This is a genomic window from Inquilinus limosus, from assembly GCF_051487185.1.
Classification (GTDB): Bacteria; Pseudomonadota; Alphaproteobacteria; order DSM-16000; family Inquilinaceae; genus Inquilinus; species Inquilinus limosus_F.
In genome coordinates this window covers 20,398-45,206 of record NZ_JAHVDK010000034.1, presented here as the reverse complement: position 1 = coordinate 45,206, position 24,809 = coordinate 20,398, and the positions used below count along the sequence as shown (strand labels likewise).

The window sequence follows — 24,809 nt, the reverse complement described above, 5'->3', positions numbered from 1 at the left end:
GCATGAGCACGCTTCGCTACACCAAGGACCACGAATGGATCCGCGTCGATGGTGACACCGCCACTGTCGGCATCACAGCCTATGCGCAGGAGCAGCTGGGCGACGTCGTCTTCGTCGAGCTGCCTGAGATCGGCAAGCAGCTGACCGCCGGCGGCGAGGCCGCGGTGGTCGAGTCGGTCAAGGCGGCGAGCGAGGTCTATGCCCCGGTCGCCGGCGAGGTGATCGCGGTCAACCAGGCGCTGGTCGACAACCCGGCCCTGGTCAACAGCGACCCGACCGGCGAGGGCTGGTTCATGAAGATCAAGCTGGCCGACGCCGCCGCGGTCGACGCACTGCTCGACCAAGCCGCCTATGATGCCTATGTCGAGGGCCTGCACTGATGCGTTACCTGCCCCTGACCGAGGCCGACCGTCGCGAGATGATCGCGGCGATCGGTGCCGGCTCGGTCGATGATCTGTTCCGCGACGTGCCGCAGAGCGCGCGGCTGCCCGGCCCCTTGAAGGAGCTGCCGCCGCACCAGGGCGAGCTGGAGGTCGAGCGCGCCCTGGGCGCCATGGCGGCGAAGAACGTGCCGGCCGGGTCGGTGCCGTTCTTCTGCGGCGCCGGCGCCTATCGCCACCACGTCCCCGCCACGGTCGACCACCTGATCCAGCGCGGCGAGTTCCTGACCAGCTACACGCCGTACCAGCCCGAAGTCACCCAGGGCACGCTGCAGTACCTGTTCGAGTTCCAGACCCAGGTCGCCCTCCTGACCGGGATGGAGGTCGCCAACGCCTCGATGTATGACGGTTCCACCGCCTGCGCCGAAGCGATCATGATGGCGAACCGTGTCACCCGACGCAGCCGTGCGGTGATCTCCGGCGGGTTGCACCCGCAGTACCGCGACGTCTGCCGCACCCATGCCGACTTCACGGGCTTCACCCTGGACGAGGCGGTGCCCAACCCGGACGGGGTCGAGGACCTGTCCAGCCGGATCGATGACACGACCTCCTGTGTCGTGGTTCAGAACCCGTCGGTGTTCGGCCATGTGCACGACCTGTCCGCCCTGGCCGAGGCCTGCCACGCCAAGGGCGCCCTCTTGGTCGTCGTGGTGACCGAGGTGGTGTCGCTCGGCCTCCTCACCCCGCCGGGCGAGATGGGCGCCGACATCGTGGTCTGCGAGGGCCAGTCGCTGGGCAATGCGCTGAACTTCGGCGGCCCCTATGTCGGCCTGTTCGCGACGCGCGAGAAGTTCATCCGCCAGATGCCCGGGCGCCTCTGCGGCCAGACCGTCGACGCCGAGGGCAAGCGCGGCTACGTGCTGACCCTGTCGACCCGGGAGCAGCACATCCGGCGCGAGAAGGCGACCAGCAACATCTGCACCAACAGCGGCCTATGCGCCCTGGCCTTCACCATTCACCTGTCGCTGCTGGGCGAGGCCGGATTCACCAGGCTGGCCCGGATCAACCACGCCAAGGCCGTGACCCTGGCCGAGAAGCTGGCCAAGGTGCCCGGCGTCGCGGTGCTGAACCAGAGCTTCTTCAACGAGATCACGGTGAAGCTGCCGAAGCCGGCGGAGCTGGTCATCGACGTTCTGGCCAAGCGCAACATCCTGGGCGGCGTGCCGGTCAGCCGGATCTACGCCAACCGCCCGGCCTTCGCCGACCTGCTGCTGGTGGCGGCGACCGAGACCAATACCGAGGCCGATATCGACGCGCTCTGCGCCGGCCTGTCGGAGGTGCTGTGATGACCCAGGTTGACACCTTCACCGGCAATCGCGGCCTGGATATCGAAGAGAAGCTGATTTTCGAGCAGGACACGCCCGGCCACTGCGGTGTCGACCTGCCGGAGCCCGCGACCGACACGCTGCGCCTGGGATCGGTCAAGCCGCGCGCCCGGGTCGGCCTGCCCGGCCTGGCCGAGCCCACGGTGATGCGCCACTACACCCGCCTGTCGCGGATGAACATGGCGATCGACACGGCGCTATATCCGCTCGGCTCCTGCACCATGAAGCACAATCCGCGGCTGAACGAGCGGATGGCGCGTCTGCCCGGCTTCGCCGACATCCACCCGCTGCAGCCGGTCGCGACCGTGCAGGGGGCGCTGGAGCTGATCGACACCCTGGCGCATTGGCTGAAGACCCTGACCAACATGCCGGCCGTGGCCCTGCCCCCGGCCGCGGGCGCGCATGGCGAGCTGTGCGGCATGATGGCGATCCGCGCCGCCCAGGAGGCACGCGGCGAGGGCCATCGCACCCGAGTGCTGGTGCCGGAATCGGCACATGGCACCAACCCGGCGACGGCGGCCGCGATCGGCTACACCGTCGATGCCATCCCGGCGACGGCGGACGGCCATGTCGACCTGGACGCGCTGAAGGCCAAGCTGGGGCCGGACGTGGCAGCGATCATGCTGACCAACCCGAACACCTGCGGGCTGTTCGAGCGCGATATCGTCGAGATCGCGCGGGTGGTGCATGAAGCCGGCGCCTTCTTCTACTGCGACGGTGCCAACTTCAACGCCATCGTCGGCCGGGTGCGCCCGGGCGACCTGGGCATCGACGCCATGCATATCAACCTGCACAAGACCTTCTCGACGCCTCATGGCGGCGGCGGCCCGGGCTCCGGCCCGGTGGTGCTGTCGGCCGCGCTGGCGCCCTATGCCCCGATCTCGGCCGTGTTGCATGACGCGAACGGTTTCCGCGTCGCCGAGCACAAGGGCCGCGAAGGCGCGCCGGAGCACAGCTTCGGCCGGCTGAAGGCATTCCACGGCCAGATGGGCATGTTCGTCCGGGCCCTGGCCTACATGATGAGCCACGGTGCCGACGGGCTGTGGCAGGTGGCGAGTGATGCCGTGCTGAACGCCAACTACATCCAGGCCCGGCTGAAGGACGTGCTGAGCCCGGCCTTCGACAACGGCTATTGCATGCACGAGGCGCTGTTCGACGACCGGGCGCTGAAGGACACGGGCGTGACCACGCTCGACATCGCCAAGGCGATGATCGACGAGGGCTTCCACCCGATGACCATGTACTTCCCGCTGGTCGTCCACGGCGCCATGCTGATCGAGCCGACCGAGACCGAGAGCAAGGCGACGCTGGACCAGTTCATCGGCACCATGCGGTCGCTGGTCGAGAAGGCGAAGGCCGGCCAGGCGGAGTGGTTCAGGGGCGCGCCCTACCACGCCCCGCGCCGACGCCTGGACGAGACCGCCGCGGCCCGCAAGCCGGTGCTGCGCTGGACGCCTGACGCCCCGCTGGCCCAGGCGGCGGAGTAGAAGCCGGGCGGCGCCCTTCCTTACGGAGGGGCGCCGCGCCGGCTGATCCAGGGACATCAGGGCTCCGGCAGAACGATCCGGTCGCCGACGGCATAGAGAATGCAATGCGAAGAACTGAGCCGGCAGAGGGATAGCGCGGCCTGCGCCGCCTCCTGCTGCGTCCGGTAGCCGCCGCCCCAGCCCCAGCTTTTCTCGCCGTCGGACGCGAAGGCCTTCTCATAGCTCTGGCTGGCGAGATAGCGTTTGAAGCTCCGCTCGCCCCTGTCCGACAAAGATGCCGGTGCCGGCATCCTCTCGGCCGTCTGGGGCTTGATCACCTCCTCAGACGGCAGCCCGTGGGCAGTGAGGAACTCGCCGACCCGCGGCCACCACAGTGTCGGCGCCGACGTCATGATGAAATGGCCGTTGCCCCCGTTTGCGGCGGTGATGAACAGCTCCCCGGCGCCGCCGGTGGCCTGGTAGTGCGAGAACATCTCCCGGGCGAGCACCGGCGGGAACTCCTTGTCGTTCTCGGCATAGATCCACAGCACCGGCGTCCGCGCGGTCTGCCCGAAGGCGGCCGCGGCTTCCATCAGGCTCTTCTTGCCGCAGACCTGCGGCCAGGAGGCACCGCGCCCGCCGGCGAAGTCGAGCACGGCCTGCACGCCGGGCGGGTTCACCGCGGCGGCGGCCAGGACGGCCCAGCCGCCGGTCGAGGAACCAAGCAGGACCGCCTTGTCCGGCGACGCCCAGGGCTGGCGGCGCACTGCCTCCAGCGCCGCCAGCAGATCGGTGCGGGCAACCTCCCCCGCGCGCTGATGGTCGGGATTGTCGCAGCTGACGCCGGCGATCTCGTCGCGCCCGGTCGAGTGGCCGTAGCCCCTCCGCAGGACCATGACGGCGGCATAGCCGCGGCGCGCGAAGGTGATGGCGGTGGCCGCATACCGGTTCGGCGTCAGCGTGCGGTTGTAGGCCCCCTTTGACGTGCCGTGGGTGATCAGCGCGACCGGGTAGCGTCCGGGCGCGCTCGGCCGCGTGACGAATGCCTCGAGCGTCTCATGAGCGCCGTCCGGCATCGTCACCTCGAGCGACAGCGGCGCCCGGATCAGGCCCGGAAGCTGCTGATTGCTGCCGCCGATCGCCGCCATCTGGGGGCCGCTGGTCTGGCAGGCGGCCAGCAGCAGCCCGGCCAGGGCGATCAGCCCGCTGCGCCAGGCGGCGCCACGCGACGTCCCGGCACGCAGCTTCACGGCCGGAACGGCCGGCATTCTGTGCATGATGTGACTCTCCCCGCTCCGATCGGGATCGCTCGCGCGGGTTTCATCCCGGCTGTCGGCGCCCCGCCCGATTGTTGCCCCCAAATATCCGCATCAACGCCCGCCCACGGCGGCTGCCGCCAGGGAGAGCACAGGGGGGAAGTCTTATGGACGGGGCAGCCGGCCGACAAGCGGGATCGCAGCCGGTCCGGGGCCGTGAAATCTTGCCGGTATCGCAAAACCGTCTTCCAACCACCGTACGGTCGCGGCATCATCGCCCTGCGCCGCGTGGCGCGGCTTACGCCTGAGGGGGCGAGATGGGGGTGCGATGGCACGCAGGGCTGTGACGAGTGCGCAGGCGCAGGCCATCGGCCCCTATTCGCACGGCGTGGTCGGGCGCAGCGATCTGCTCTTCCTCTCCGGCCAGACCCCGATCGATCCCGCCACCGGCCGCCTGATCGAGGGCGATGTTGCCGCTCAGACCGAACGGTGCCTGGCCAATCTGAGGCATGTGCTGGAGGCGGCGGACCTGAATTTCGACGCGGTGGTGAAGGTCAATGTGTTTCTGACCGATATGGACGACTTCGCCGCCATGAACGCGGTCTATGAGCGCCATTTCCGGCCGCCCTACCCGGCCCGCTCGACCATCGGCGTCGCCGCCTTGCCGCTCGGCGCCCGGGTCGAGATCGAGATGGTCGCGGCGATGCCGCGGGAGTGACCGGCGGTCCAGCGCTACTGCAGGAAGCCCCAGCGTTCCACCGCCGGCTCGGCCGAGGACCACTTCCAGGTCTCGCCCTGGCGGCAGATGGTTCCGACAGTGATCCCGCGGGTGGCCTTGGTGCCCTCGCCTTCCTCAACCGTGACCAGGATCTCCTTGCAGGTCACGAGCGGCGTCTCGATCAGCCGGGTGACCTGCACCGCGCCGTTCTCGTCGGCATAGCCGAAGGGCAGGTCGTGCTCGACCCGCCACAGCTGGGTCTCGCCCGGCCGCATCCGGCCGGCGACGCCGGCGATCACGTCCTGCTCGTCCCGATGCAGGCCGCGCATCACCGACTTCACCCCCGCGGCGACTGCGGCCCGGGTGCCCATGCCGACGCTGTAGCCGACCACCGGGTTGGCGGTGATGGCGCCGACCGTGCCGCCGGTGGCGATGCCGCTGACGTCCGCCACCATGCCGCAGCCGGCAAGCGGCATCAGGACGGGCAGCAGGCACAGGAGCCGCGGGAGACGGCGCCGCCGCCCCCTCACTGCAGCGAACCCCACCGCTCCGTAGCCGGCTCGGCCGAGGCCCATTTCCAGGTCTCGCCGTTCTGGCAGATGACGGCGACATAGAAGGCACGGTCCTTCTCGTCCTCGACCGAGAACACGATCTCCTTGCAGGCAAGCGGCGGCGCGCCGATCAGCCGGCTGACCGTGACCTCGCCCTGGGCGTCGGCCTCGATCGGCACGTCATGCGCGATGTCCCACCGCGCCACTTGGCCGATGGCCAGCGGGCCGGCGATGGCGGCGATCCGGTCCTGCTCGGCCTGATGCACCTTGCGCTCGCCATATTGCAGCCCGGCATTGGCGGCGGAACGGACGCCGAGTCCGATGCCGGTCGCGACCAGGGCGTTGTCGGTGACGGCGGTCGCTGCGGCCGCGCCGCCGATGCCGGCAAGATCCGCCGTGCCCTCATGCAGCAGGGAGCCGCAGCCGGCAAGGGGCGCCGCCGAAACCAGAAGGAGAATTGCAATCGGGAGTCTGCACGTTCTGGCAGGCATCGCACCGTCTTGAGCCACGGTCTTCGAGCCATCGGGCCGAATTGAGAATCACCGTAACATCAGCCTATTACGAATGTCGATCAATGTAGAATCTCAACCGCCACCAATTTCGGGCGTTGCCCGCCACGGCCCGGCTGGCGGTCCTCCGGCACCGTGCTATCGTGCGGCCCTCGTCGGTGGACGGAGGGGATCTTGGGTCATCTGGTTGCGGCCGCCGCCTATGCGAATGGACAGCGCGTCGCCGAGATCGCCCTGTCGGAGGGCCGGCGTTGGGTGGAGAAGCCCGGCCATTTCGTCTGGATCGGCATCCGCGAGCCGGAGGAAGCCGAGCTGCGCGACCTGGCGCAGCAGTTCGGGCTGCACCCGCTGGCGATCGAGGACGCGCTGAAGGCGCATCAGCGGCCGAAGCTGGAGACCTATGGCGACGCCCTGTTCGTGGTGCTGCGCACCGCGCATCGGGTGAAGGACGAGACCGAGTTCGGAGAGACCCACATCTTCATCGGACCCGGCTATGTCGTCTCGGTGCGGCACGGCCCCTCCTCCTCCTACGCCAAGGTGCGGGAGCGGGCGGAGGCCACCCCCTCGCTGCTGAAGCACGGCGAGGATTTCGTGCTGTATTCGATCCTCGACTTCGTGGTCGACAACTACACGCCGGTGGTTGAGGCGATCGAGAACGAGGTGACGGCGCTGGAGCAGCGCGTGCTGAAGGAGCCGCTGACCGCCGCCGATATCGAGCGCATCCATGCGCTGCGTCGCGAGCTGATGGTGATCCGCCGCACCGTCACCCCGACGGCGGAGGTGTGCCGCCAACTCGAGCATACCGAGGTGGGATGCATCGACGAGGCAATGCATCCCTATTTCCGCGACGTCGCCGACCATGTGAAGCGGGTCAGCGACCATGTCGACGCGCTGCGCGAGATCGTCACCCACACCTTCGAGGCGGGCCTGCTCTTGGAAGCCTCGCGCCAGAACCAGGTGCAGCGGAAATTCGCCGCCTGGGCCGCGATCCTGGCGGTGCCGACGGCGATCGCCGGCATCTACGGCATGAACTTCGACAACATGCCGGAGCTGCACATGGCCTACGGCTATTTCGGCGTGCTCGGCGTGATCGCCGGCCTCTGCGGCTTCCTGTACTGGCGGTTCAAGCGCTGGGGCTGGCTGTAGGACGAACCCGGCGGGCTCCGCCGCACCTCGAATTCGGCGAGCGGGTAGGCAACGCCATTGATCAGAACGTCGATCCGGTGGCGGCCCGGATAATGGCGCCGGGTCGTCATGTCTTCGAAGGACACGATGCTGCTGAGATCCACCCGCGCTGCGGGCGGCAAGGCCATCCTGCGAAGTTTGAACACTTTCGGCCGCGTCTCGCCATTCGCCTTGACGAAGTGCACGGCGTAGTCGACGAGCAGATCCTGCACGGTTCCAGCGGTGCTGGTGACCGTAAACGAGAAGCGAAGCGCGCCGCCGATTTCGACGCGTCGTGGCGCGAGCCGGGCTCCCGTGACGCTGATCTCGGGCTTGCCGTCGACCCCGAGCGCCTGCAGTGCCCCCCGATGGCCCTTCTTCACGAGCGAGCGCAACGCGTGCCGCACGATCCACTCGCGCCCGGGCGACGCGCCGGCGAGCCATTGGCGGCACAGCTCGACCGCGAGGTCGGGATGATCCTTGCCGATGTCGTTCAGATTATTGGCAACAGAGCGCTGGACATAACGTTCGGGATCGTCCTTGAGCAACTCGAGCAGCACGATGACCGGGCGCGGGTCGATCTGGAACGCGCGAAGCCGCGGCGCCCATGGAAGCCGCGGCCGGCTTCCTTCCGAGACGAGCCGTCGCACATGGGCGTTTTCGTCGCGCGCCCATTCGAGGAGGCGCGCATATGTCCTGTCCGGGTACCGCACCAGGAAGGCGCGGATGCTCGATTCCGCGGAGAACCGCTTGGTGAGCTCGTACTGCGCCCGCATCGCCGCCTCGAAGTCGTCGAGCCCGTATTTCTGCACGAAGAACACATGCGGCATATAGCGCAGGGGTGAGAGGCCGTTATTGCCTGTCGGCGGAATCTCCGGGCCGAGCGAAGCGACGAGCACGTCGGCCGCCCGCGGGAAGGGCTGCGGCAGGGACTTCTGCAGCCCTTCCGCCAGATGCCATGCCCGCGCGCTGAGCTCCAGACGATCGAGCCCGTCGCTCCCGTGTGCGATGAACGCGGCGGCGTCGAAGCCCGGGTCGGCTCTCGACATCTCGGACGCGAGCGCTCGCACGAGGCTCGCATCGAAGAAGTCCTTGAGTTTTGGCGCCGTCATGCTCGACAAATCCGTCATTTCGGCCATCCATCCAAATGGCGCTGCCAGCAGCCGGTATATGGCAAAATACGACAAAAAACGGCATATTTGTCTGATGGGCAGGCGGGATACCTCCTCCAGGCTGCGCCGGCTGGAGGAGCTCACGGCGCTTCTCAAGGCCCGTGAGCACATGACGGCCGCGGAGCTCGCAGCCGAGCTCGGCGTCAGCGTTCGTACGCTCAACCGTGATCTCGAGATCCTGCGCGACGGCGGCGTCCCGATCGAATCCGATCGCGGGCGGGGCGGCGGCCTGCGGCTGCAACGCAATTGGGTGCTTGGCCGGCTTCATCTCAGCACGGCGGAAGCGATCGATCTCCTGCTCAGCATCGCGATCGCCGAGCGGATGAATTCTCCGCTGCTTCTGCAGCAGCTCGCGCCGATCAAACGCAAGGTCGTCGCCGCCTTTTCGGAAAGCTACCAGCCGAAGATCCGGTCGCTGCGGAAACGGATTCTGGTCGGCACGCCGGCGTCGGAGCAGGTGCTCGCCTCGTTCTCCCCGCCGCAGCGAGGAGCCCTCGCCGGCATCGCCGATGCGTTCTTCAACATGCGATGCATCGCCATCGACTATGTCGATCAACACGGGGCGGCGACGTCGCGCGAGGTCGAGCCGCAGTTTCTCTATCTGAACGTACCGGTGTGGTACCTTTTGGCGTGGGACCGGCTGCGCGGCGCCATCCGCTTCTTCCGGATCGACCGGATAAAGTCGGTCCGGCCGCTCGCGACCAACTTCCGGCTGGCTGATCCACGGCCGTTCCTGGCGGAAGCCGAGGACGGGATCGAGGCGCTTTAGGCAATCGTGCGGGCGCGACCTCGGCCTCCTGCCGGAGGCTAGGGAATGTGCATTAGCCAGTCCGCCGCGAGCGCCCGGTCGGCCGCGGTCTCGCCATGCCCGGCAAAGGCCTGCCGCTGCGCCTCGGCCCAGCCGGGCGGGAATTTCCCGAACAGGATCGGCGGGGTCGAGACCGTTTGGCCGGCCGCGATGCGGTGCAGCGCCGCCCGGCCGGGCTCCGGCCAAGCCGGCACCGGGTCGGCCGTCCCCAGCGCCTGCAGCACCCGGCCGGAAGCTCCGGGGATAAAAGCCCAGGCCACGACCGCCGCGACCCGGATCAGGTTGATCCCCGTGCGCGACACGACGGCGGCCCGGCCGGGATCGGTATGGATCGCGGTCCAGGGCGCCTGCTCCGCGAGATAGGCGTTGGCCAGACGCCAGATCGCCCGGACCTCCGCCGCCGCGCGACGCAGCGCGAGCCCGCGATGATGCGCCCGGAGATCGGCCAGGTGCCGGTCGAGCGCGGCCGCCAGGCGATGCTCCGCCTCCCCCGGCTCGCCGCCTTCCGGCACGGCGCCACCGTACCGCGCAGCGGTGAAGCTCAGCACCCGATGCACCAGGTTGCCGAAGCCGTCGGCCAGGTCGTGGTTGACCTCGGCGGCGAAGCGGCCGAAGGCGAAGTCGGTGTCGCCGCCTTCCGGGGCATTGGCGGCCAGCCACCAGCGCCAGGTATCGGCCGGCGCCAGGTCGAGTGCGTGGTCGAGGAACACGCCCCGGCCCTCGCTGGTCGAGAACTTGCCACCATCATAGGTCAGCCAGTTCACGCCCTTGATCACGTCGACCGTCTTCCACGGCTCGCCGGAGCCGAGCAGCGTGCAGGGGAAGCCGATGGCGTGGAACGGCACGTTGTCCTTGCCCAGGAACTGCAGATATTCGACATCGCCCGCGCCCCACCACCAGGCCCGCCAGTCCCGCCGGCCGGGATCGAGGTCGGCCCAGCCCTGGGTCGCGGCGATATAGGCGATCGGCGCGTCGAACCAGACGTAGAACACCTTGCCCTCATAGCCCGGCTCCGGCACCGGCACGCCCCAGGCGAGGTCGCGGGTGATGCAGCGGTCGCGCAGCCCTTCGGCCAGCCATTTCCGGGCGATCGATGCGACCAGCGGCGGCCAGCCGCGGCGGCTGTCGAGCCAGCGCTCAAGCTCGCCGACCAGGGCGGACTGGCGCAGGAACAGGTGCCGGCTCGGCCGCCGTTCGAGATCCGTGGCGCCGGAGAGGGCGGAGCGCGGCGCGATCAGATCGGTCGGGTCGAGCGTCCGGGTGCAGGACTCGCACTGGTCGCCGCGGGCGCGGCCGTAGCCGCAATGCGGGCAGGTGCCGATGACGTAGCGGTCGGGCAGGAAGCGGCCATCCGTCGGCGACCAGATCTGCTCCAGCACCCGCTCCGCGATCAGGCCGCGCGCCTCCAGGCGCCGGAAGAAGTGCTGGGTCAGGGCATGGTTGCGGGGGCCGGAGGACCGGTCGAAATGGTCGAAGGACAGGGCGAAGCGGCGGTAGATGTCGGCCTGCGCCGCGTGTTGGCGCTCGCAATAGGCGGCGATCTCCAGCCCGTCCTCGGCGGCCGCCAGCTCGGCCGGGGTGCCGTGTTCGTCGGTGGCGCAGATGAACAGCACCTCGTCGCCGATCTGACGCCGGAAGCGGGCATGGATATCGGCCGGCAGCAGCGACCCGGCGAGGTTGCCGAGATGCTTGACGCCATTGATGTAAGGCAGCGCGCTGGTGATCAGAACCTTGGCCATCGGAGCTTCCTGGTCTCGTGTGTGGGCGCCGGACCGCGGGCATGAAAAACCCTCCGCGGGAGACCGGGAGGGTTGCGGGTCCGACGCTCGCACACGCGCTCAGGCGCGGGTCACCCCTTCCGGCAGCTCTCCTGCGGGACGGGCCGGCGCATTCGTGCGGCGCGGCGGAGGGGGACCATGGGCGACATCCGATGGTTGACGCGATGCCCCATGATCCGGCGTCGGCCGGCTCGATGCAAGCCCGCGCCGATCCCGGCTTGCTTCGGCGCCGGGACTGCGGTTCAACACCGGCATGACCGATCCCTTCGACACCGACGACATCGCGCCCGAGCCCGCGGCGCCGGACGCGGAGTGCACGCGCTGCCTGAAGCCGGCGTCGATCTGCGTCTGCGACGAGGTCGTGCCGATCGAGAACCGGATCGGCCTCCTGATCCTGCAGCACCCGCAGGAGCAGGCGAAGGAACTGGGCACGGCCCGGCTGACGGCTCTGCACCTGACCGATGCCGTGTTCAAGATCGGCCTGTCCTGGCCCAGCCTGGCCGCGGCTCTGGGCCGGCCGGCCGACCCGAAGCGCTGGGCGGTGCTGTATCTCGGCTCGATGCGGCCGCAGGACTTCCCGCCGGGGCGGGAGCTGGTGGTGCTGGACAAGAAGGGCGCCGCCCTGCCCGACCAGGAGGCGGCGCTGGCCGAGGTCGAGGGCGTGGTGGTGCTGGACGGCACCTGGAGCCAGGCCAAGACGCTGTGGTGGCGCAACCCCTGGATGCTGAAGGGAAGGCGCATCGCGCTGAAGCCGCAGCGCCCGTCGCTGTACGGCAAGCTGCGGCGCGAGCCCCGGCGCGAGGCGCTGTCGACGCTGGAATCCGCGGCCTTCCTGCTGAGCCGGCTGGAGAGACGGCCGGAGATCGAGACGGCGCTCCTGGCCAGCTTCGCCCGCATGCTCGACCGCTACCGCGCCACGCAGCCGGCCCGGCCCCGGCCCGATCGTCGCCAGGCGGGGCGCCGCCCGCAGCGCCGCGGCCCGCCTCGGATGCGGTAGGGCCGCCTCCGTCACGGAATGATCCGGCGCCGGCGCAGGTCGCGGAAGATGTCGAGGAACATCGACTCGGTGTCGACCGTGTCGTGGAAGCCGAAGAGGCGCGACTTCGTGGTGTCGCCGAACATGTCGTAGTCGAAGCCGAAGACGAAGTCGGCGAAGCGCCAGGACGAGACGTCGCGATACGGGGTCGGCATCAGGCCGTGCCGATCGATCATCGAGCGCCACAGCGGCTCCTTGTCCGCCATCACCGTTTCGAGCGGCATCGGCAGCGGCGGCGCCACCTCGAGATCGAAGAAGCGGGCCAGGCGCGGCCACAGGTCGGTCCAGCGGAACAGGTCGCCATTGGCGATGTTGAAGGCCTGGCCGGCGGCGTGCGGGTCGGTCGCGGCCCAGAGCGTGGCCCGGGCCAGCAGACCGGAATCGGTCATCTGCAGCAGCTTGCCGTAGGCGCCCGGCTTGCCCGGGAAGCGCAGCGGCACGCCGAGCTCCTTCGCCATCGAGGCGTAGACGGCGATGGCGACGGCGAGGTTCATCGGGTTGCCGAGTGCCGCGCCGCCGACCACCGCCGGCCGGATCGCCGACCAGCCCCAACCCCGCTCCGCGGCCCGGGCCTGCAGCCAGGCCAGCTGGTCGATCATGAACTCCGGCGGCATCGGGCCGGGATCGTCCTCGCGCGCCGGGGTCTTGAACGGGCCGAGATGGCCGCCATAGACCTTGTAGCCCTGCATCAGGCTGACATGGCGCAACCCGGGCGCTTCGGCCGCCTCCACCGCGTTGACCAGCATGGCGAGGTTCGGCGCCACCAGCTCGGCCCAGCTCGGCCGGTCCTGGAAGGCGGCGTAGAAGATGTGGGTGACCTCGCGCAGCCCCCCGAGCTTGTCCCGCGCATCGGCAGGGTCGAGCAGGTCGACCGCCACGTGCCGGACCCGGCCCTCCGGCTCGCCGCCGCGCCGCGACAGGCCGATGACGTCCCAGTCCTCCAAGGTCGCCAGATGCTGCACCAGGTTGCGGCCGATCACGCCCTGCGCGCCGACCACCAGCGCCACCTTCCGGTCCATCGCTCTCTCCGTGCCGATGTCTCGGCCCAGAGATCATCCATTCCGGATTCCTTGAGTAGCCGGGCGCCTCTACTATCATCCATAAATGAAACTTTGAGATGATCGCATGGACCGGTTCACCGCCATGGCCACCTTCGTCCGGGTGGCGGAGCTGGGCAGCCTGTCGGCGGCGGCCCGGGATCTGGGCCTGACCCAGCCGGCGGTCAGCCAGCAGGTGGCGGCGCTGGAGCGGCGGCTGGGCGTCCGCCTGCTCAACCGCAGCACCCGCCGCCTGGCCCTGACCGAGGCGGGCGAGCGCTATTACGCCCAGGCGCGGCGCATCCTGGAGGCGGTGGCGGAGGCCGAGGACAGCCTGGCCGAGACCCCGGGCGAGCTGACCGGCAGCCTGCGGGTGCATGCGCCGGCCGGGCTGGGCCAGGCGCATCTGGCGTCGATCCTGATCGGCTTCCAGCAGCGCCATCCCGCCCTGGCGGTCGAGCTGATCGCCGACGACCGCTACGCCGACCTGATCGGCGAGGGCGTCGACGTCGCCATCCGCCTCGGTGATCTGACCTCGCCCGGCCTGGTGGCGCGGCGCCTGGCGACGCTGCGCCGGATCCTGGTGGCCGCGCCGGACTACGTCGCCGCCCATGGCAGCCCGGAGACGCCGGAGGAGCTGGCGCGCCACCCGCATGTCCGCTTCAGCTGGGTCGCGGCCGGCGAGGCGGTGCCGCTGATCGGGCCGCAGGGGCCGCTGGAGGTGCGGGTGCGGTCGCGCTTCCTGGCCAACAACGCCTTCGTGCTGATCGAGGCGATCCGCGCCAGGATCGGCGTCGGCGGCGCCCGGCTGCCGCTGGTGCAGGCGCTGCTGGACAGCGGCGAACTGGTGCGGGTGATGCGCGGCTACGCCTATGCCCCGCTGGAGGTGCATGCGGTCTACCCTTCTGGCCGCTTCGTGCCGCGCCGGGTCCGCGCCTTCGTCGACCATCTGTCGATCGAGCTGCCGGGCATCCCCGGGCTGGACCGGGACTAAGCCATCGGGCGTAACCGGGCCGATCAAACCTTGCCGTCCGGGCTCCGGCTTGAAATGATCCGTAAACCCCGGTGCGAAGCCATGGACGTCTCCGACAAACCGGCAACTGATGCAGCCGGAGGTGAAGCTCCACAGCCACGGCCCGCTTCGCCGCTGCGCCGGGCTCTGGTGCTGGCCGTGTTGCTGGCCGGATGCGCGATTGCCTATGTCCTCATGCTGGCCCGGTTCGATGTGTCGAGCGCGCCGGCCGAAGCCGAGTTCGGCGCCCCGGCCGGCGATGCGCGGGTCAGGCTCTATGTGCAGCCGATTCAAGTCGATCCGGTCAACGATTCCCTGCAGATGCGGATCAGCGTGACGCCTGATCCCTCTCTGGCCGGTGCGGCGGCGGCGACCGCAGATCACGATTTCCTGATCAAGATCAGGCGCGGCAAGCAGATCGAGCATGTGCAGATCGGGGCCGGCCAGCCCCTCCCCGAGGTCACCTTCGAATTCGATCTCGAGGACGGAAGCGTGCGCGACTATCCGCTGGACCGGTATGTCTCGGCCATGACGCTGGCGGTGAGCGAACGAGGCCAGGACGACACCGAGACGCCGCTGCCGATCCGGGTCACGGTCTGGGAAGGCCTCCTCGGCTACACCGTGAAGGCGCAGCCGGCGGCGGCACAGAACGCCGATGAACTGCAGCTTCAATTCGCGGTCCGCCGCACGGGAGCCGTCGCGTTCTTCGGCATTGCGATCTACGTCGCCATCGTCGTGATGGCGCTCTGCGCCCTGGTCATCGGCAGCCTCGTCTTCATCGGCATGCGACGGATCGAGGTCACGCTCGCCGGCGCGCTCGGCGCCGTGATCTTCGCGCTGCCCGCGCTGCGCAGCGCGCTGCCGGGCGAGCCGCCGCTGGGCGTCCGCGCCGACATCGTCATCTTCTTCTGGGCCGAGCTCGGCGCCGTCATCGCGCTCTGCCTGTTCGTCGCGGCCTGGGCGCGCCGCGGCCCCCGACCCTGAAGCGGCCACGCCCCCGGCAGGCTCCTCACATCGACCGGCCGTCGAACTCGTGCACCGGGACGGCGGCGAGGTCGCGTTTCGGCATGCGGGTCCGATTTCCGCGATTTGACCGCAAGGATCGGGCGGCCGGGCCGGACGGCCGGTGGTAGGATCCGACCCATGAGCGAGCATCTCTACACCCTGTTCGAGACCGCGCTCGGGACCTGCGGCATCGCCTGGGGCCCGCGCGGCATCACCGGCGTCCAGCTGCCCGGGTCCAGCGCCGCGACGACGCGCGCCCGGCTGCTGCGGCGCTGCCCCGGCGCCGAGGAAGGTACGCCGACGCCCGAGATCCGGCAGATCATAGACCGCATCACGGCGCTGCTGCGCGGCGAGCCCGCCGACCTGTCGGCCGCGCCGCTCGACCTCGACCGCGTGCCGGAGTTCGAGCGCCGGGTCTATGCCATCGCCCGAAGCATCCCGCCGGGATCGACCATGACCTATGGCGAGATCGCCAAGCAGCTGGGCGACCCGCTGCTGGCCCGCGATGTCGGCCAGGCGATGGGGCACAACCCGTTCCCGATCGTCGTGCCCTGCCACCGGGTGCTGGCGGCCGGCGGCAAGCCCGGCGGCTTCTCCGCCCCCGGCGGGGTCGACACCAAGCTGCGGATGCTGCGGATCGAAGGCGCCGCGGCCGCCGCCCAGGCGTCGCTGTTCGACCTCTGACCCGGTCAGCCGGCCTGAAGCAGCGTCTGGCGCAGCCGCCGCGCGGCCGGGCCGAGCGGGTCCTCGATCCGGTGCGCCAGGGCGGCGGCGATCACCTCCTCGCCCTGACGGCCCAGCGCACCCGCCGGGATCCGCACCAGCGACCCCTCCGCCAGGTCGCGCTCGACCAGCCAGGCCGGCAGGCGGCCCCAGCCGAGCCCGGCCCGAATCAGGGCGCGCTTCGTCGGCAGGTCGCCGACCCGCCAGGTACCCGGCGACAGCACCCCGAAGTCGCGGCCCCCGGTCAGGGCCGACGGGTCTTCGACCACGATCTGCAGGTGGTCCGCCAGCACCGCGGCCGACAGCGGCCGGTCGCCGAGGGCGGCCAGCGGATGGGCCGGCGCTGCGACGGCGACGAAGGGCAGGGTCAGCACGACCTCGGCCTCGATCCGCGGATCCGCGATTCCGGCCGTGGTCAGGGCCAGGGTGCAGCGCCGGTCGCGCAGCGCCGCCTCGGCCGCGCCGAGCGGCGCTGGCCACAGCCGCACTCCGACCGAAGGGAAGGTCGCATGCATCGCCGCCAGCGCCGTGGCGAGCCGGTCTTCCGGGAACAGCGGGTCGACCGCGATCGACAGGCCGAGCTCCACCCCCTCGCCCATCCCCTTGGCGCGGGAGCGCAGCAGGTCGGCTTTCAGCAGGATGGCGCGCATGTCGGCCAGCAGCGCCCGCCCCTCCGCCGTCAGGACCGGGCGGCGGCCGCTGCGGTCGAACAGGGCGACGCCCAGCTGCGCCTCCAGATTGGCCACGGCGTGGCTGACCGCGGACTGCACCCGGGCCAGGCGGACGGCCGCGGCCCGGAAGCTGCCGGCGTCGGCCACGGCGACGAAGGCCCGCATCTGGTCCAAGGTCAGCGCGTCGAGCATGATCGATATCTTCGATCATTTTCGTGAAAACTTCACCAATTCCGTCGATCAGTCCGCCTTGCCATGTCTTGGGCATCGAACCCGCAGGCGGCGCCTGCCGCCGGACAGGAGCAGGACGATGCGCAACCAAGCCTTCCTCTATCTCGGCATCGATGCCGACCCCGCGACCGACCGGATCACGCGCGAGCGGGCGGGCGGCCGCATGACCATCATCGGCCTGTCGGACCCGAAGGACGCGCCGCGGATCGCGGCGGCGCTGGCGCACGACGGCGTCGACCGCATCGCCCTGTGCGGCGGCTTCGCGCTGCCGTGGCGGGCCCGGGTGGCCGAGGCGGTCGCCGGCCGGGCGGTGGTCGGATCCGTCGCCTACGCCTTCGAGTCCCTGACCGGCGTCGCGGCCTACAAGGCGGGGTTCGAGGCCGGCCGGCCGGGCCGCGAGGCGCTGATCTCGCTGGAGCCCGGCGCCGACCCGGCCGTCGACCGGACGGTGCGGGAGCGCGACGGCCACCACACCACGATGGTCGCGGTGCCGGACGCCGACGCCGCGGCCCGGATCGCGACGGGCCTCGTCGCGGAAGGCGTGACGCTGATCGAGCTGTTCGGCGATTTCGACTCCGCCGCGGTGTCGCGGGTGATCGAGGCGGTGGACGGACGCTGCCCGGTCGGATCGGTCGGCTACGGCGCCGAGGTCCTGGCCGGCTGACCCGGGGTTGCCCGGCCGCGCCGCCGGGCGCAGAGTCGAAGCATGCCCGCCGAGACGATCCTGCAGCACCCGTCGATCACGGTGTACGACTACCGGTGTAGCGCCGGGCCGGGCGACCGGCCCTTCACCGAGCTGCACACCGGCTACTCCGTCTCCTATGTCCGGCGCGGCAGCTTCGGCTGCCGGCAGCTGGGCCGGGTCGACGAGCTGGTGACGGGGTCGGTGCTGGTCGGCCATCCGGGCGACGAGTTCACCTGCACCCATGAGCACCACCATGGCGGCGACGAATGCCTGTCCTTCGAGCTGGCGCCGGCGCTGGTCGAGGCCATCGGCGACGACCGCGCCGCCTGGCGCGCCGGCGCGCTGCCGCCGCTGCCCGGGCTGATGGTGCTGGGCGAGCTGGCCCAGGCCGCGGCCGAGGGGCACAGCGACCTGGGGCTGGACGAGGTGGGCATCGCCTTCGCCGTGCGATTCGTCGACCTCGTCGCCGGGCGGCAGCGGCGCCGGGCCGAGCCGGCGGCGCGCGACCGCCGCCGCGCGGTCGAGGCGGCGCTGTGGATCGACGCCAACGCCGACCAGCCGATCGACCTGGGCGGCGCCGCCCGGACGGTGGGGCTGAGCCCGTTCCACTTCCTGCGCGTCTTCGCCGCGAGCCTGGGCGTCACCCCGCACCAGTACCTGCTGCGGGCCCGGCTGCGCCGCGCCGCCCGCCTGCTGGCAGGGGAGGCGCGGCCGGTGACCGAGATCGCGTATGAGGTCGGCTTCGGCGACCTGTCGAACTTCGTGCGCAGCTTCCACCGCGCCGCCGGCGTCTCGCCGCAGCGCTTCCGCCGCGCGGCCAGAGGCGACCGCAAGATCTTCCAAGAAAGGCTGGCCCTGCCCGCCGCAGGATGACCTCCGTCCCACCACGGAGGATCCGACATGTACGACCATATCGGCTTGAAGGTCCGCGACCTCGACGCCAGCCTGCGCTTCTACGAGGCTGTCTTGTCGCCCCTCGGCCATGAGCTGTGCTCCCGCGGCGAAGCCGAGGCCGGGCTCGGCCCGGCCGGCGCGCCGGCGCTGTGGCTGTACCGGTCCGCGACGGCCGACGCCGGGACGCATGTCGCCTTCCGCGCGCCCGATCGGGCGGCGGTCGACCGCTTCCACGCCCGGGGATTGGGCGCCGGCGGCCGCGACAACGGCGCGCCCGGGCTGCGCACCGACTACAGCCCGACCTACTACGCCGCCTTCCTGATCGACCCGGACGGCAACAATGTCGAGGCGGTGTGCATGAGGTGAGGCGGCGGTCCGGGTCACGGCCCGTCCCCGGCCGGCTCGGGCGGCGCCGTCCAGCGCGGCGGGGCGTCGAGCGACAGGGTCGCAGCCAGGAGCCGGCGGGTATAGCCGTGCCGCGGCGCGTCCAGCACCTGCCGCGCCGGGCCGGTCTCGACCACCCGGCCGTCCTGCATCACCGCCACCCGGTCCGCCAGCTCCGCCACCACGCCGAAATCGTGGGTGACCAGCAGCACGGCCATGCCGCGGCGGTCGCGCAGGCTGCGGAACAGGTCGAGGATCTGGGCCTGGATGGTGACGTCGAGTGCCGTGGTCGGCTCGTCCGCGATCAGCACCTCAGGATCGGCGGCCAGGGCCATGGCGATCATCGCCCGCTGCCGCAGGCCGCCCGACAGCTCGTGCGGATAGGCCCCGGCCCGGGCGGCGGGGTCGGGGATGCCGACCTCGACCAAGAGTTCCGCCACCCGCGCCCGCGCCGCCCGGCCGCGGCCGAGCCGGTGCGCCTCCAGCACCTCGCGCACCTGCTCCCCCACCGTCAGCACCGGGTTCAGACAGGTCGCCGGCTCCTGGAACACCATGCCGATGCGGCGGCCGCGGATCGGGCGCAGCGCCTCTTCCGGCAGGCCCAGCAGCTCCGTCCCCGCCAGCCGGATCGAGCCGGCGGCGCGGGCGTTGGGCGGCAAGAGGCCGAGCGGCGCCAGCGCCACGGTCGACTTGCCGGAGCCGGATTCGCCGACCAGGGCCAGCGTCTCGCCCCGGTTCAGATCGAGATCGATGCCGTCGACAGCGCGCGCCGCCGCGCCCTCGCCGAAATAGTCGACGGTCAGGCCGCGGATCGAGAGCAGGCCGGCGGTCACCGCCGTATCCGCCGCGGGTCCAGCGCCGCGGTCAGTGCCTCGCCGAGCAGGCTGACCGACAGCACGGCGAGGACGATGGCGAGGCCGGGAATGGCGGAGAGATACCAGGCGCTGCGCAGCACGGCGCGGCCGTCGGCGATCATGCTGCCCCAGCTGACCCGGTTCGGATCGCCGAGGCCGAGGAAGGAGAGCGCCGATTCAATCAGGATGGCGCTGGCGGTGATCACCGTCGCCAGCACCAGGACGGGCGCCAGCGCGTTGGGCAGGAGGCGGGCGAAGGCGATCTCCAGCCAGCCCATGCCGAGCGCGCGATAGGCCTCGGCGAAGTCGCGGCGCGAGAGGGCCATGATCTCGGCCCGCACCACCCGGGCCGGGCTGGGCCAGGCGCCGAGGCCGATGGCGAGGACGACATGGCCGAGCGACGGGCCCAGCACCAGGATCAGCGCCAAGGCCAGGACGAAGCTGGGCACGGTCTGGAACGCCTCGGTCAGCCGCATCAGCGCCTCGTCGGCCCAGCCGCCGAGAGCGCCGGCCGCGGTGCCGATGAGGAGGCCGATGCCGACCGCCACGGCGGCGGCCGCGGCGCCGACCAGCAGCGACACCCGGGCGCCGTGGAACAGCTGGGCCAGCACGTCGCGGCCGAGCCGGTCGGTGCCGAGCCAATGCGCCGGGTCCTGGAAGGGCGGCAGCTGCGCCGGGCCGGTGACGGCCAGCGGGTCGCCCGGGAACAGCCAGCCGGCGGAGAGCGCCATGCCGAGCACGAGCAGGAGGCCAAATAGGCCGAGCCGGCCGTTGCGGTCGGCCAGGAAGCGGCGCAGCACGGGCATCAGGATCGCTCCGGGCGGCAGAGCGGGGATCGCGCGCTCCGGTTGCCTCTGCCGCTTGCGGGAGAGGTCGGAGACGCGAAGCGGCTCCGGGTGAGGGGATTTTGTCGAGGCCGGGACCAGCCCTCACCCGGTCTCGCTGACGCGAGCCCGACCTCTCCCGCGTCCGGCGGGAGAGGCAATCTCGCTTGCCCCGAGAAACAGGCGATCGTCATCTCGCCCCCCTCAGCCGCGGATCCAGCCGGGCGTAGAGCAGGTCGACCAGCAGGTTCACCAGGATCACCATCACCGCGCTGGCGAGGATGATGCCGAGCAGCAGGTTGAGGTCGCGCTTCGTCACCGCCTCATAGGCCAGGCGGCCGAGGCCGGGGATGGCGAAGACGCTCTCGATCACAACGCTGCCGCCGAGCAGCATGCCGAAATGGACGCCGAACACCGTGACCATGGGCAGGAGGGCGTTGCGGACGATGTGGCGCCAGGTGATGCGGCGCGGCGACAGGCCCTTGGCCCGGGCGGTGCGGACGAAGTCGCTGCCCGCCACCTCCAGCATGCCGGCGCGCATCAGCCGCATATAGACGGCGACATACATCAGCGACAGCGCCACGGTGGGCAGCACCAGGTGGCGGGCGACGTCGGCGGCGTAGGCCCAGCCGGTGTCGAAGCTGGGCACGGTGGCGAGGCCGGCCAGCGGCAGCCAGCGCAGCTTGACCGCGAAGACGACGATCAGCATCAGGCCGATCCAGAAGCCTGGCATGGCGTAGAGCAGGAGGCCGAAGCCGGTGATCAGCGTGTCGGCCCAGCCCCGCCCCTTCAGATGGCTCTGGGCGGCGGCGACGCCGAGCAGGATGCCGGTGGAGAGCGCCAGCGCCAGGGCCGCGGCCATCAGCAGCGCGGTGTTGCCCGCCCGCTCCAGCACCAGGCCGAGCACCGGCCGCGAGAAGCCGACCGACCAGCCGAGGTCGAGCCGCGCGACATGGGCGAGGTAGAGGCCGAGCTGCACCGGCCAGGGCTGGTCGAGCCCGTAATCGGCGCGCAGCCGGGCGGTCAGCCCGGGGTCGCCGCCGCCCATCTCGACCACCAGCGCATCGACCGCATCGCCCGGCGCCAGCCGCAGCAGCAGGAAGGCCAGGCAGACGACGATCAGCAGCACCGGCACCGCCTGGACCAGGCGCCGGACGAGGAGCGACTTCATCGGGCGGCTCCGGGATCCGCGGGAGGCGCAGCTTAGCGCGGTGAATCCGGAACGCCACGGGGTTGTGGGCCGTCCCGTCGTCGCGGAAAGACGCCAAAACGGTCCCGGCTTGGGCGTCACCTCTCCCGCCTGGCGGGAGAGGTCGGGCTCGCGCAGCGAGACCGGGTGAGGGCGGGCACTGGCCTCGACACCCTCCCCTCACCCGGAGGCGCAAGCGCCTCCGACCTCTCCCGCAAGCGGGAGCGGCAAAAACCACCGGGCCTTTATGAGCAGAAGCATCTCGCGGCAGCGCCGACACTCAACTGCTGTCCAGCTTCGCGGGCATGGATGGCGGGCGGCCGTCGTCGGCCGCGTCCGGCTGTTCAGGCCAGCCATCCCCGGCGTCTGCGGCGACGGCGTCCGTTCTCGCGCCGGGCGAGCCGGCGTTGTCATTGGCCCCGGCGACATCGTCCCAGCCCTGCGGCAACCGGCTCGGGTCCAGCCGGCGGCCGAGCCAGCGGCAGACCTCCCGCACGAATTCACCGGCCGACAGCGTGTCGAGCTGCACGTCCAGCACCTCGTCCTCGGTCAGCCTCTCCCAGACCTCGGACCGCAGGCGTTCGGTCTCCTCGGGGTCGACGATCTCGCCGGCCATGGCGAGGTCCGCAGCCTCGGCGGCCGCGACCGCCTCGACCACGGCCTTGACGGCCTGCTCCCGCCGCCGGCGGCGGCGCTCCAGCGCCCCCGACTCCTCGCCCTCGGCCCGGCGGTGCAGGTAGTCGCCGCGGATCCGCTCGGCCATCGCGATCGACAGCCGGATCGAGCGCGACAGGCGCGACTGCATCAGCGGGAAGTCCGGCGGCTCCTCCGGCCCTGCCAGGGTCGCCTGCTGCTGCCGCTCGGTCAGCCGCTTGCAGCGGATGTCGATCTCGACCACCTCGCGCAGCTTGTCCAGCGCCCACCCCGTCCAATTCAGGTCGGGATCGGACGGTCGGGCCTCGCCCGCCTCGTCATCAGTCTGCGCCATGTCCATGGAACATATCATGAACAAAATCGCAGGCTAACGCAACTGGACGATGCACCCACTCGCGCCCTGCCCCACCGCGGGCTGGATCGCCACGCCCCACGGGGGCTCGCGATGACGCCGGTCTGCAAAGGCGGCGCCCCCGACCAGAAACCGCTCGATCATGCTCCCGGCGCGATCCCGAACAGCCGCTCAGCCGCCGCCGCGGCAGAACACGCAATGGATCGTGCTGTAGCGGTAGCCGGCGTTCCACAGCGTGGTGATGACCTCGGACAGTGTCAGCGGGTTGAGCGAGGTGCGCCAGGCCCGGTTGCGGATGGTCACCACGTCGTACTGGCAGCCCTTGGCGTAGAGGGCCGCATCATCCTCAAGCGAGAGGGCGTAGCTCTCCTGGCCAGCGCTGCGGAAAGCGGCGGCGTTGTCCCGAGCCGTCTGCGCCTTGGCGGCCATGGTCTCGGGCAGCGCGCCGACGCTGGCATAGCTCTCGCCGCCCTGGTTGTGGCGCCGGCCGCCCTCCGCCCGCGAGTTCGTGTATTTCGACAGGGCGTAGTCCGGCGAGTCGGCGGTGCGGAGAGTCTCGACCTGGCGCAGCGCCCCGGCGGTGAAGCGTTCGAGGCTCGGGTCCGGCAGCGTGATGCCGTGCGGGGTGTAGTAGACCAGCGTGACATCCGGGGCGCGCAGGGTGCGACCGGGGCTGAGATCGGTGCCGTGCGCGGAGATCCCGCAGGCCTGGGTGCTTGGGCGGCCGGCGGTCCGGGTCCAGACCCGCAGATGGTCGCCGACGATGTTCTGGATCAGGGGCACGCGTGTCTCCTTCCGTCTCGCCGATCCCGACGGGACGCCCGCAGTGGCGATCGGGCCAGGGCGTGCACGACGGGCCGGCATCGTCATGGATGCCCGATCCATATGATATCGCGCCTATGGAATGAAGACTTTCCGAGATCGCCGGGCGACGTGCGGCGAGATTTCACAGGAGTGTCGAAAAGAGAAAAGCCGATGCGCTATGCGCACCACATCAGCAAAATCGCGGGAGGGCGCGGGCAGACTTAGGTCCGCTTCCTGGCCCAGGCTCCGAACATGACGTCACCCACATAGGTCGCACCCGTGCTCAGGCGCTCTGCGTCGAGTCTGCTGTCCAGCGTCTCAATGTCGACCTCTTCTTCGGTCGCGACTCCGTGCTGCACGATCCTCGGGAGCATGGCGCGAATGATCGCGCCCACGGGGTACTTCTGCGTCGGCGTCTGCACGATCGGCTCCGCGCGCACCTGCTCGACCATCAGGCCCGCGGCGGTGAGCGCCTCATGCAGGTGGAAACCCATGTGGGTGTCGGCGCCTTCTCGCTCGAGCGTCTGCTTGATCCAGCCCTGCACCATGGCGTGAAGAGGCATCTGCCGGACGCTCGCGGGCACCATGGTGGTGTCGTGCTCCTGCAGAACGACCAGGCCATCGGTCCGCAGGAATCGGTGCAGGTTTCGGAGCGCCTGCACGGGGTCGGGCTGGTACATCAACACCCGACGTCCGACGATCGCGTCGAACACGCCCAGGTCGGACAGACTCGCGAGATCGGCCACTTCGAAGGCTACGTGGCTGAACCCCTCGCTCCCGGCGCGGTCGCGCGCCGCCGCGATCACTCCGGCCTCGTGATCCACGCCCACGACGGCGCCGGTCGGTCCGACCAACTCCGCCGCAAGCAGGGTGACATCTCCCGATCCGCATCCGACGTCGAGTACGCGCATGCCGCCGGCGATCCCGGCGTCGTTCAGCAGCCGGCGAGTGAACTCACCTCCGATGGCCATGTCTTAGTTCTCCATGGCGGGCCCATGATCCCTAACCACAAGCCGGAGCAGGCCTGCAATGGGTCGGTACCCGGCAACCCGTTTATGAATTCACGCCCTAAGATCGTATAGTGGAGATCAGCGACCGCATTCGTCCGCTGCGCCCTCGTCGCGATCCCACAAAGTGTATCCGGCCCATAGTACCTCACCGTGCCAGATCCCACGGATTGAGAACCCGAACGCCGGTCGGTGCGAAGTCGGACACGTTCCGGGTGACACGCCCTTGTCGGTCTTGCCGAAGGTCGCCTGCCGCAATT

26 protein-coding genes are annotated in these 24,809 nt (G+C 70.5%); 13 read left to right on the top strand and 13 right to left on the bottom strand.

The genetic code is table 11. The features are described from left to right. Nucleotides 1-2: 2 nt before the first annotated feature. The 3 genes from gcvH to gcvPB are packed head-to-tail and all read left to right on the top strand — an operon-like array spanning nt 3 to nt 3,252. Nucleotides 3-380, top strand: coding sequence for a glycine cleavage system protein GcvH (gcvH, locus tag KXR53_RS30270; RefSeq protein ID WP_437379298.1), 378 nt, complete (start codon nt 3-5; stop codon nt 378-380). Continuing rightward, on the top strand, nt 380-1,726 hold the full coding sequence (gene gcvPA / locus KXR53_RS30265; protein WP_437379296.1) for an aminomethyl-transferring glycine dehydrogenase subunit GcvPA: 1,347 nt from the start codon (nt 380-382) through the stop codon (nt 1,724-1,726). The genes gcvH and gcvPA overlap by 1 nt, the downstream gene beginning before the upstream one ends. Further along, nucleotides 1,726-3,252, top strand: coding sequence for an aminomethyl-transferring glycine dehydrogenase subunit GcvPB (gene gcvPB, locus KXR53_RS30260; RefSeq protein WP_437379294.1), 1,527 nt, complete (start codon nt 1,726-1,728; stop codon nt 3,250-3,252). The genes gcvPA and gcvPB overlap by 1 nt, the downstream gene beginning before the upstream one ends. Before the next feature lie 56 nt (nt 3,253-3,308). Here the strand turns inward: gcvPB and KXR53_RS30255 are convergent, their stop codons facing one another. Continuing rightward, the gene (locus tag KXR53_RS30255) at nt 3,309-4,508 is read right to left on the bottom strand and encodes an alpha/beta hydrolase family protein (protein ID WP_437379292.1); all 1,200 of its coding nucleotides are present in this window, start codon (nt 4,506-4,508) and stop codon (nt 3,309-3,311) included. Between the two features lie 307 nt (nt 4,509-4,815). On the opposite strand from KXR53_RS30255, the gene KXR53_RS30250 reads away from it, so the two are divergent. After that, nucleotides 4,816-5,205, top strand: coding sequence for a Rid family detoxifying hydrolase (locus KXR53_RS30250; RefSeq protein WP_437379290.1), 390 nt, complete (start codon nt 4,816-4,818; stop codon nt 5,203-5,205). A gap of 14 nt (nt 5,206-5,219) precedes the next feature. Here KXR53_RS30250 and KXR53_RS30245 read toward each other — a convergent pair whose 3' ends face one another. Both KXR53_RS30245 and KXR53_RS30240 read right to left on the bottom strand, forming a co-directional pair. Next, nucleotides 5,220-5,681, bottom strand: a complete 462-nt coding sequence (locus KXR53_RS30245; protein WP_437379288.1) for a hypothetical protein — start codon at nt 5,679-5,681, stop codon at nt 5,220-5,222. A 50-nt stretch (nt 5,682-5,731) separates the two neighbouring features. Next, nucleotides 5,732-6,247 (bottom strand): hypothetical protein, encoded by a 516-nt coding sequence (locus tag KXR53_RS30240; protein WP_437379286.1) that lies wholly within the window; start codon nt 6,245-6,247, stop codon nt 5,732-5,734. 192 nt (nt 6,248-6,439) lie between these two features. Between KXR53_RS30240 and corA the strand changes: the two genes are divergently transcribed. Then, nucleotides 6,440-7,411: a magnesium/cobalt transporter CorA gene (gene corA / locus KXR53_RS30235; protein WP_437379284.1), complete on the top strand. Its 972-nt coding sequence runs from the start codon at nt 6,440-6,442 to the stop codon at nt 7,409-7,411. On the opposite strand, the gene KXR53_RS30230 is transcribed toward corA, so the two are convergent. Then, nucleotides 7,333-8,559, bottom strand: coding sequence for a hypothetical protein (locus KXR53_RS30230; protein WP_437379282.1), 1,227 nt, complete (start codon nt 8,557-8,559; stop codon nt 7,333-7,335). The genes corA and KXR53_RS30230 overlap by 79 nt on opposite strands. Between KXR53_RS30230 and KXR53_RS30225 the strand changes: the two genes are divergently transcribed. Then, nucleotides 8,540-9,370 (top strand): helix-turn-helix transcriptional regulator, encoded by an 831-nt coding sequence (locus tag KXR53_RS30225; RefSeq protein ID WP_437379280.1) that lies wholly within the window; start codon nt 8,540-8,542, stop codon nt 9,368-9,370. The genes KXR53_RS30230 and KXR53_RS30225 overlap by 20 nt on opposite strands. A 38-nt stretch (nt 9,371-9,408) precedes the next feature. Here the strand turns inward: KXR53_RS30225 and metG are convergent, their stop codons facing one another. Next, the gene (gene metG / locus KXR53_RS30220; RefSeq protein ID WP_437379278.1) at nt 9,409-11,148 is read right to left on the bottom strand and encodes a methionine--tRNA ligase; all 1,740 of its coding nucleotides are present in this window, start codon (nt 11,146-11,148) and stop codon (nt 9,409-9,411) included. Nucleotides 11,149-11,440: 292 nt separating this feature from the next. On the opposite strand from metG, the gene KXR53_RS30215 reads away from it, so the two are divergent. Then, nucleotides 11,441-12,184: a tRNA-uridine aminocarboxypropyltransferase gene (locus tag KXR53_RS30215; RefSeq protein WP_437379276.1), complete on the top strand. Its 744-nt coding sequence runs from the start codon at nt 11,441-11,443 to the stop codon at nt 12,182-12,184. Nucleotides 12,185-12,195: 11 nt separating this feature from the next. Here KXR53_RS30215 and KXR53_RS30210 read toward each other — a convergent pair whose 3' ends face one another. Beyond that, entirely contained in the window at nt 12,196-13,242 is a 1,047-nt protein-coding gene (locus KXR53_RS30210; RefSeq protein ID WP_437379274.1) for an SDR family oxidoreductase, read from the bottom strand. Between the two features lie 106 nt (nt 13,243-13,348). Here KXR53_RS30210 and KXR53_RS30205 point away from each other — a divergent pair, with 106 nt between their 5' ends. From KXR53_RS30205 to KXR53_RS30195, 3 genes are all read left to right on the top strand, one after another. After that, complete coding sequence (locus KXR53_RS30205; RefSeq protein WP_437379272.1) at nt 13,349-14,254, top strand: LysR family transcriptional regulator; 906 nt, start codon at nt 13,349-13,351, stop codon at nt 14,252-14,254. A 30-nt stretch (nt 14,255-14,284) separates the two neighbouring features. Further along, nucleotides 14,285-15,256, top strand: a complete 972-nt coding sequence (locus KXR53_RS30200) for a DUF4436 family protein (protein WP_437379270.1) — start codon at nt 14,285-14,287, stop codon at nt 15,254-15,256. Between the two features lie 159 nt (nt 15,257-15,415). Then, the gene (locus tag KXR53_RS30195; protein WP_437379268.1) at nt 15,416-15,961 is read left to right on the top strand and encodes a methylated-DNA--[protein]-cysteine S-methyltransferase; all 546 of its coding nucleotides are present in this window, start codon (nt 15,416-15,418) and stop codon (nt 15,959-15,961) included. A 5-nt stretch (nt 15,962-15,966) separates the two neighbouring features. On the opposite strand, the gene KXR53_RS30190 is transcribed toward KXR53_RS30195, so the two are convergent. Continuing rightward, entirely contained in the window at nt 15,967-16,863 is an 897-nt protein-coding gene (locus KXR53_RS30190) for a LysR family transcriptional regulator (RefSeq protein WP_437379266.1), read from the bottom strand. 118 nt (nt 16,864-16,981) lie between these two features. Between KXR53_RS30190 and KXR53_RS30185 the strand changes: the two genes are divergently transcribed. Genes KXR53_RS30185 through KXR53_RS30175 form a run of 3 tightly spaced genes read left to right on the top strand, consistent with a single transcriptional unit; the run spans nt 16,982 to nt 18,847 of the window. Further along, on the top strand, nt 16,982-17,566 hold the full coding sequence (locus KXR53_RS30185) for a DUF6506 family protein (protein ID WP_437379264.1): 585 nt from the start codon (nt 16,982-16,984) through the stop codon (nt 17,564-17,566). Between the two features lie 42 nt (nt 17,567-17,608). After that, nucleotides 17,609-18,460: a helix-turn-helix domain-containing protein gene (locus KXR53_RS30180; RefSeq protein WP_437379262.1), complete on the top strand. Its 852-nt coding sequence runs from the start codon at nt 17,609-17,611 to the stop codon at nt 18,458-18,460. Between the two features lie 27 nt (nt 18,461-18,487). Beyond that, nucleotides 18,488-18,847 (top strand): VOC family protein, encoded by a 360-nt coding sequence (locus tag KXR53_RS30175; RefSeq protein ID WP_437379260.1) that lies wholly within the window; start codon nt 18,488-18,490, stop codon nt 18,845-18,847. Nucleotides 18,848-18,861: 14 nt separating this feature from the next. On the opposite strand, the gene KXR53_RS30170 is transcribed toward KXR53_RS30175, so the two are convergent. From KXR53_RS30170 to KXR53_RS30145, 6 genes are all read right to left on the bottom strand, one after another. Next, nucleotides 18,862-19,698: an ABC transporter ATP-binding protein gene (locus KXR53_RS30170; RefSeq protein WP_437379258.1), complete on the bottom strand. Its 837-nt coding sequence runs from the start codon at nt 19,696-19,698 to the stop codon at nt 18,862-18,864. Next, nucleotides 19,695-20,525 carry an ABC transporter permease gene (locus KXR53_RS30165; RefSeq protein WP_437379256.1) on the bottom strand — a complete coding sequence of 277 codons (831 nt, stop codon included), beginning with the start codon at nt 20,523-20,525 and terminating at the stop codon, nt 19,695-19,697. Before KXR53_RS30165 ends, KXR53_RS30170 begins: the two co-directional genes overlap by 4 nt. Before the next feature lie 208 nt (nt 20,526-20,733). Beyond that, entirely contained in the window at nt 20,734-21,714 is a 981-nt protein-coding gene (locus KXR53_RS30160) for an ABC transporter permease (protein ID WP_437379254.1), read from the bottom strand. A 298-nt stretch (nt 21,715-22,012) separates the two neighbouring features. Further along, on the bottom strand, nt 22,013-22,726 hold the full coding sequence (locus tag KXR53_RS30155; RefSeq protein ID WP_437379252.1) for a hypothetical protein: 714 nt from the start codon (nt 22,724-22,726) through the stop codon (nt 22,013-22,015). A 183-nt stretch (nt 22,727-22,909) separates the two neighbouring features. Further along, the gene (locus KXR53_RS30150) at nt 22,910-23,521 is read right to left on the bottom strand and encodes a putative adhesin (protein ID WP_437379250.1); all 612 of its coding nucleotides are present in this window, start codon (nt 23,519-23,521) and stop codon (nt 22,910-22,912) included. 242 nt (nt 23,522-23,763) lie between these two features. Beyond that, nucleotides 23,764-24,513: a methyltransferase domain-containing protein gene (locus KXR53_RS30145; protein WP_437379248.1), complete on the bottom strand. Its 750-nt coding sequence runs from the start codon at nt 24,511-24,513 to the stop codon at nt 23,764-23,766. Nucleotides 24,514-24,809: the final 296 nt, after the last annotated feature.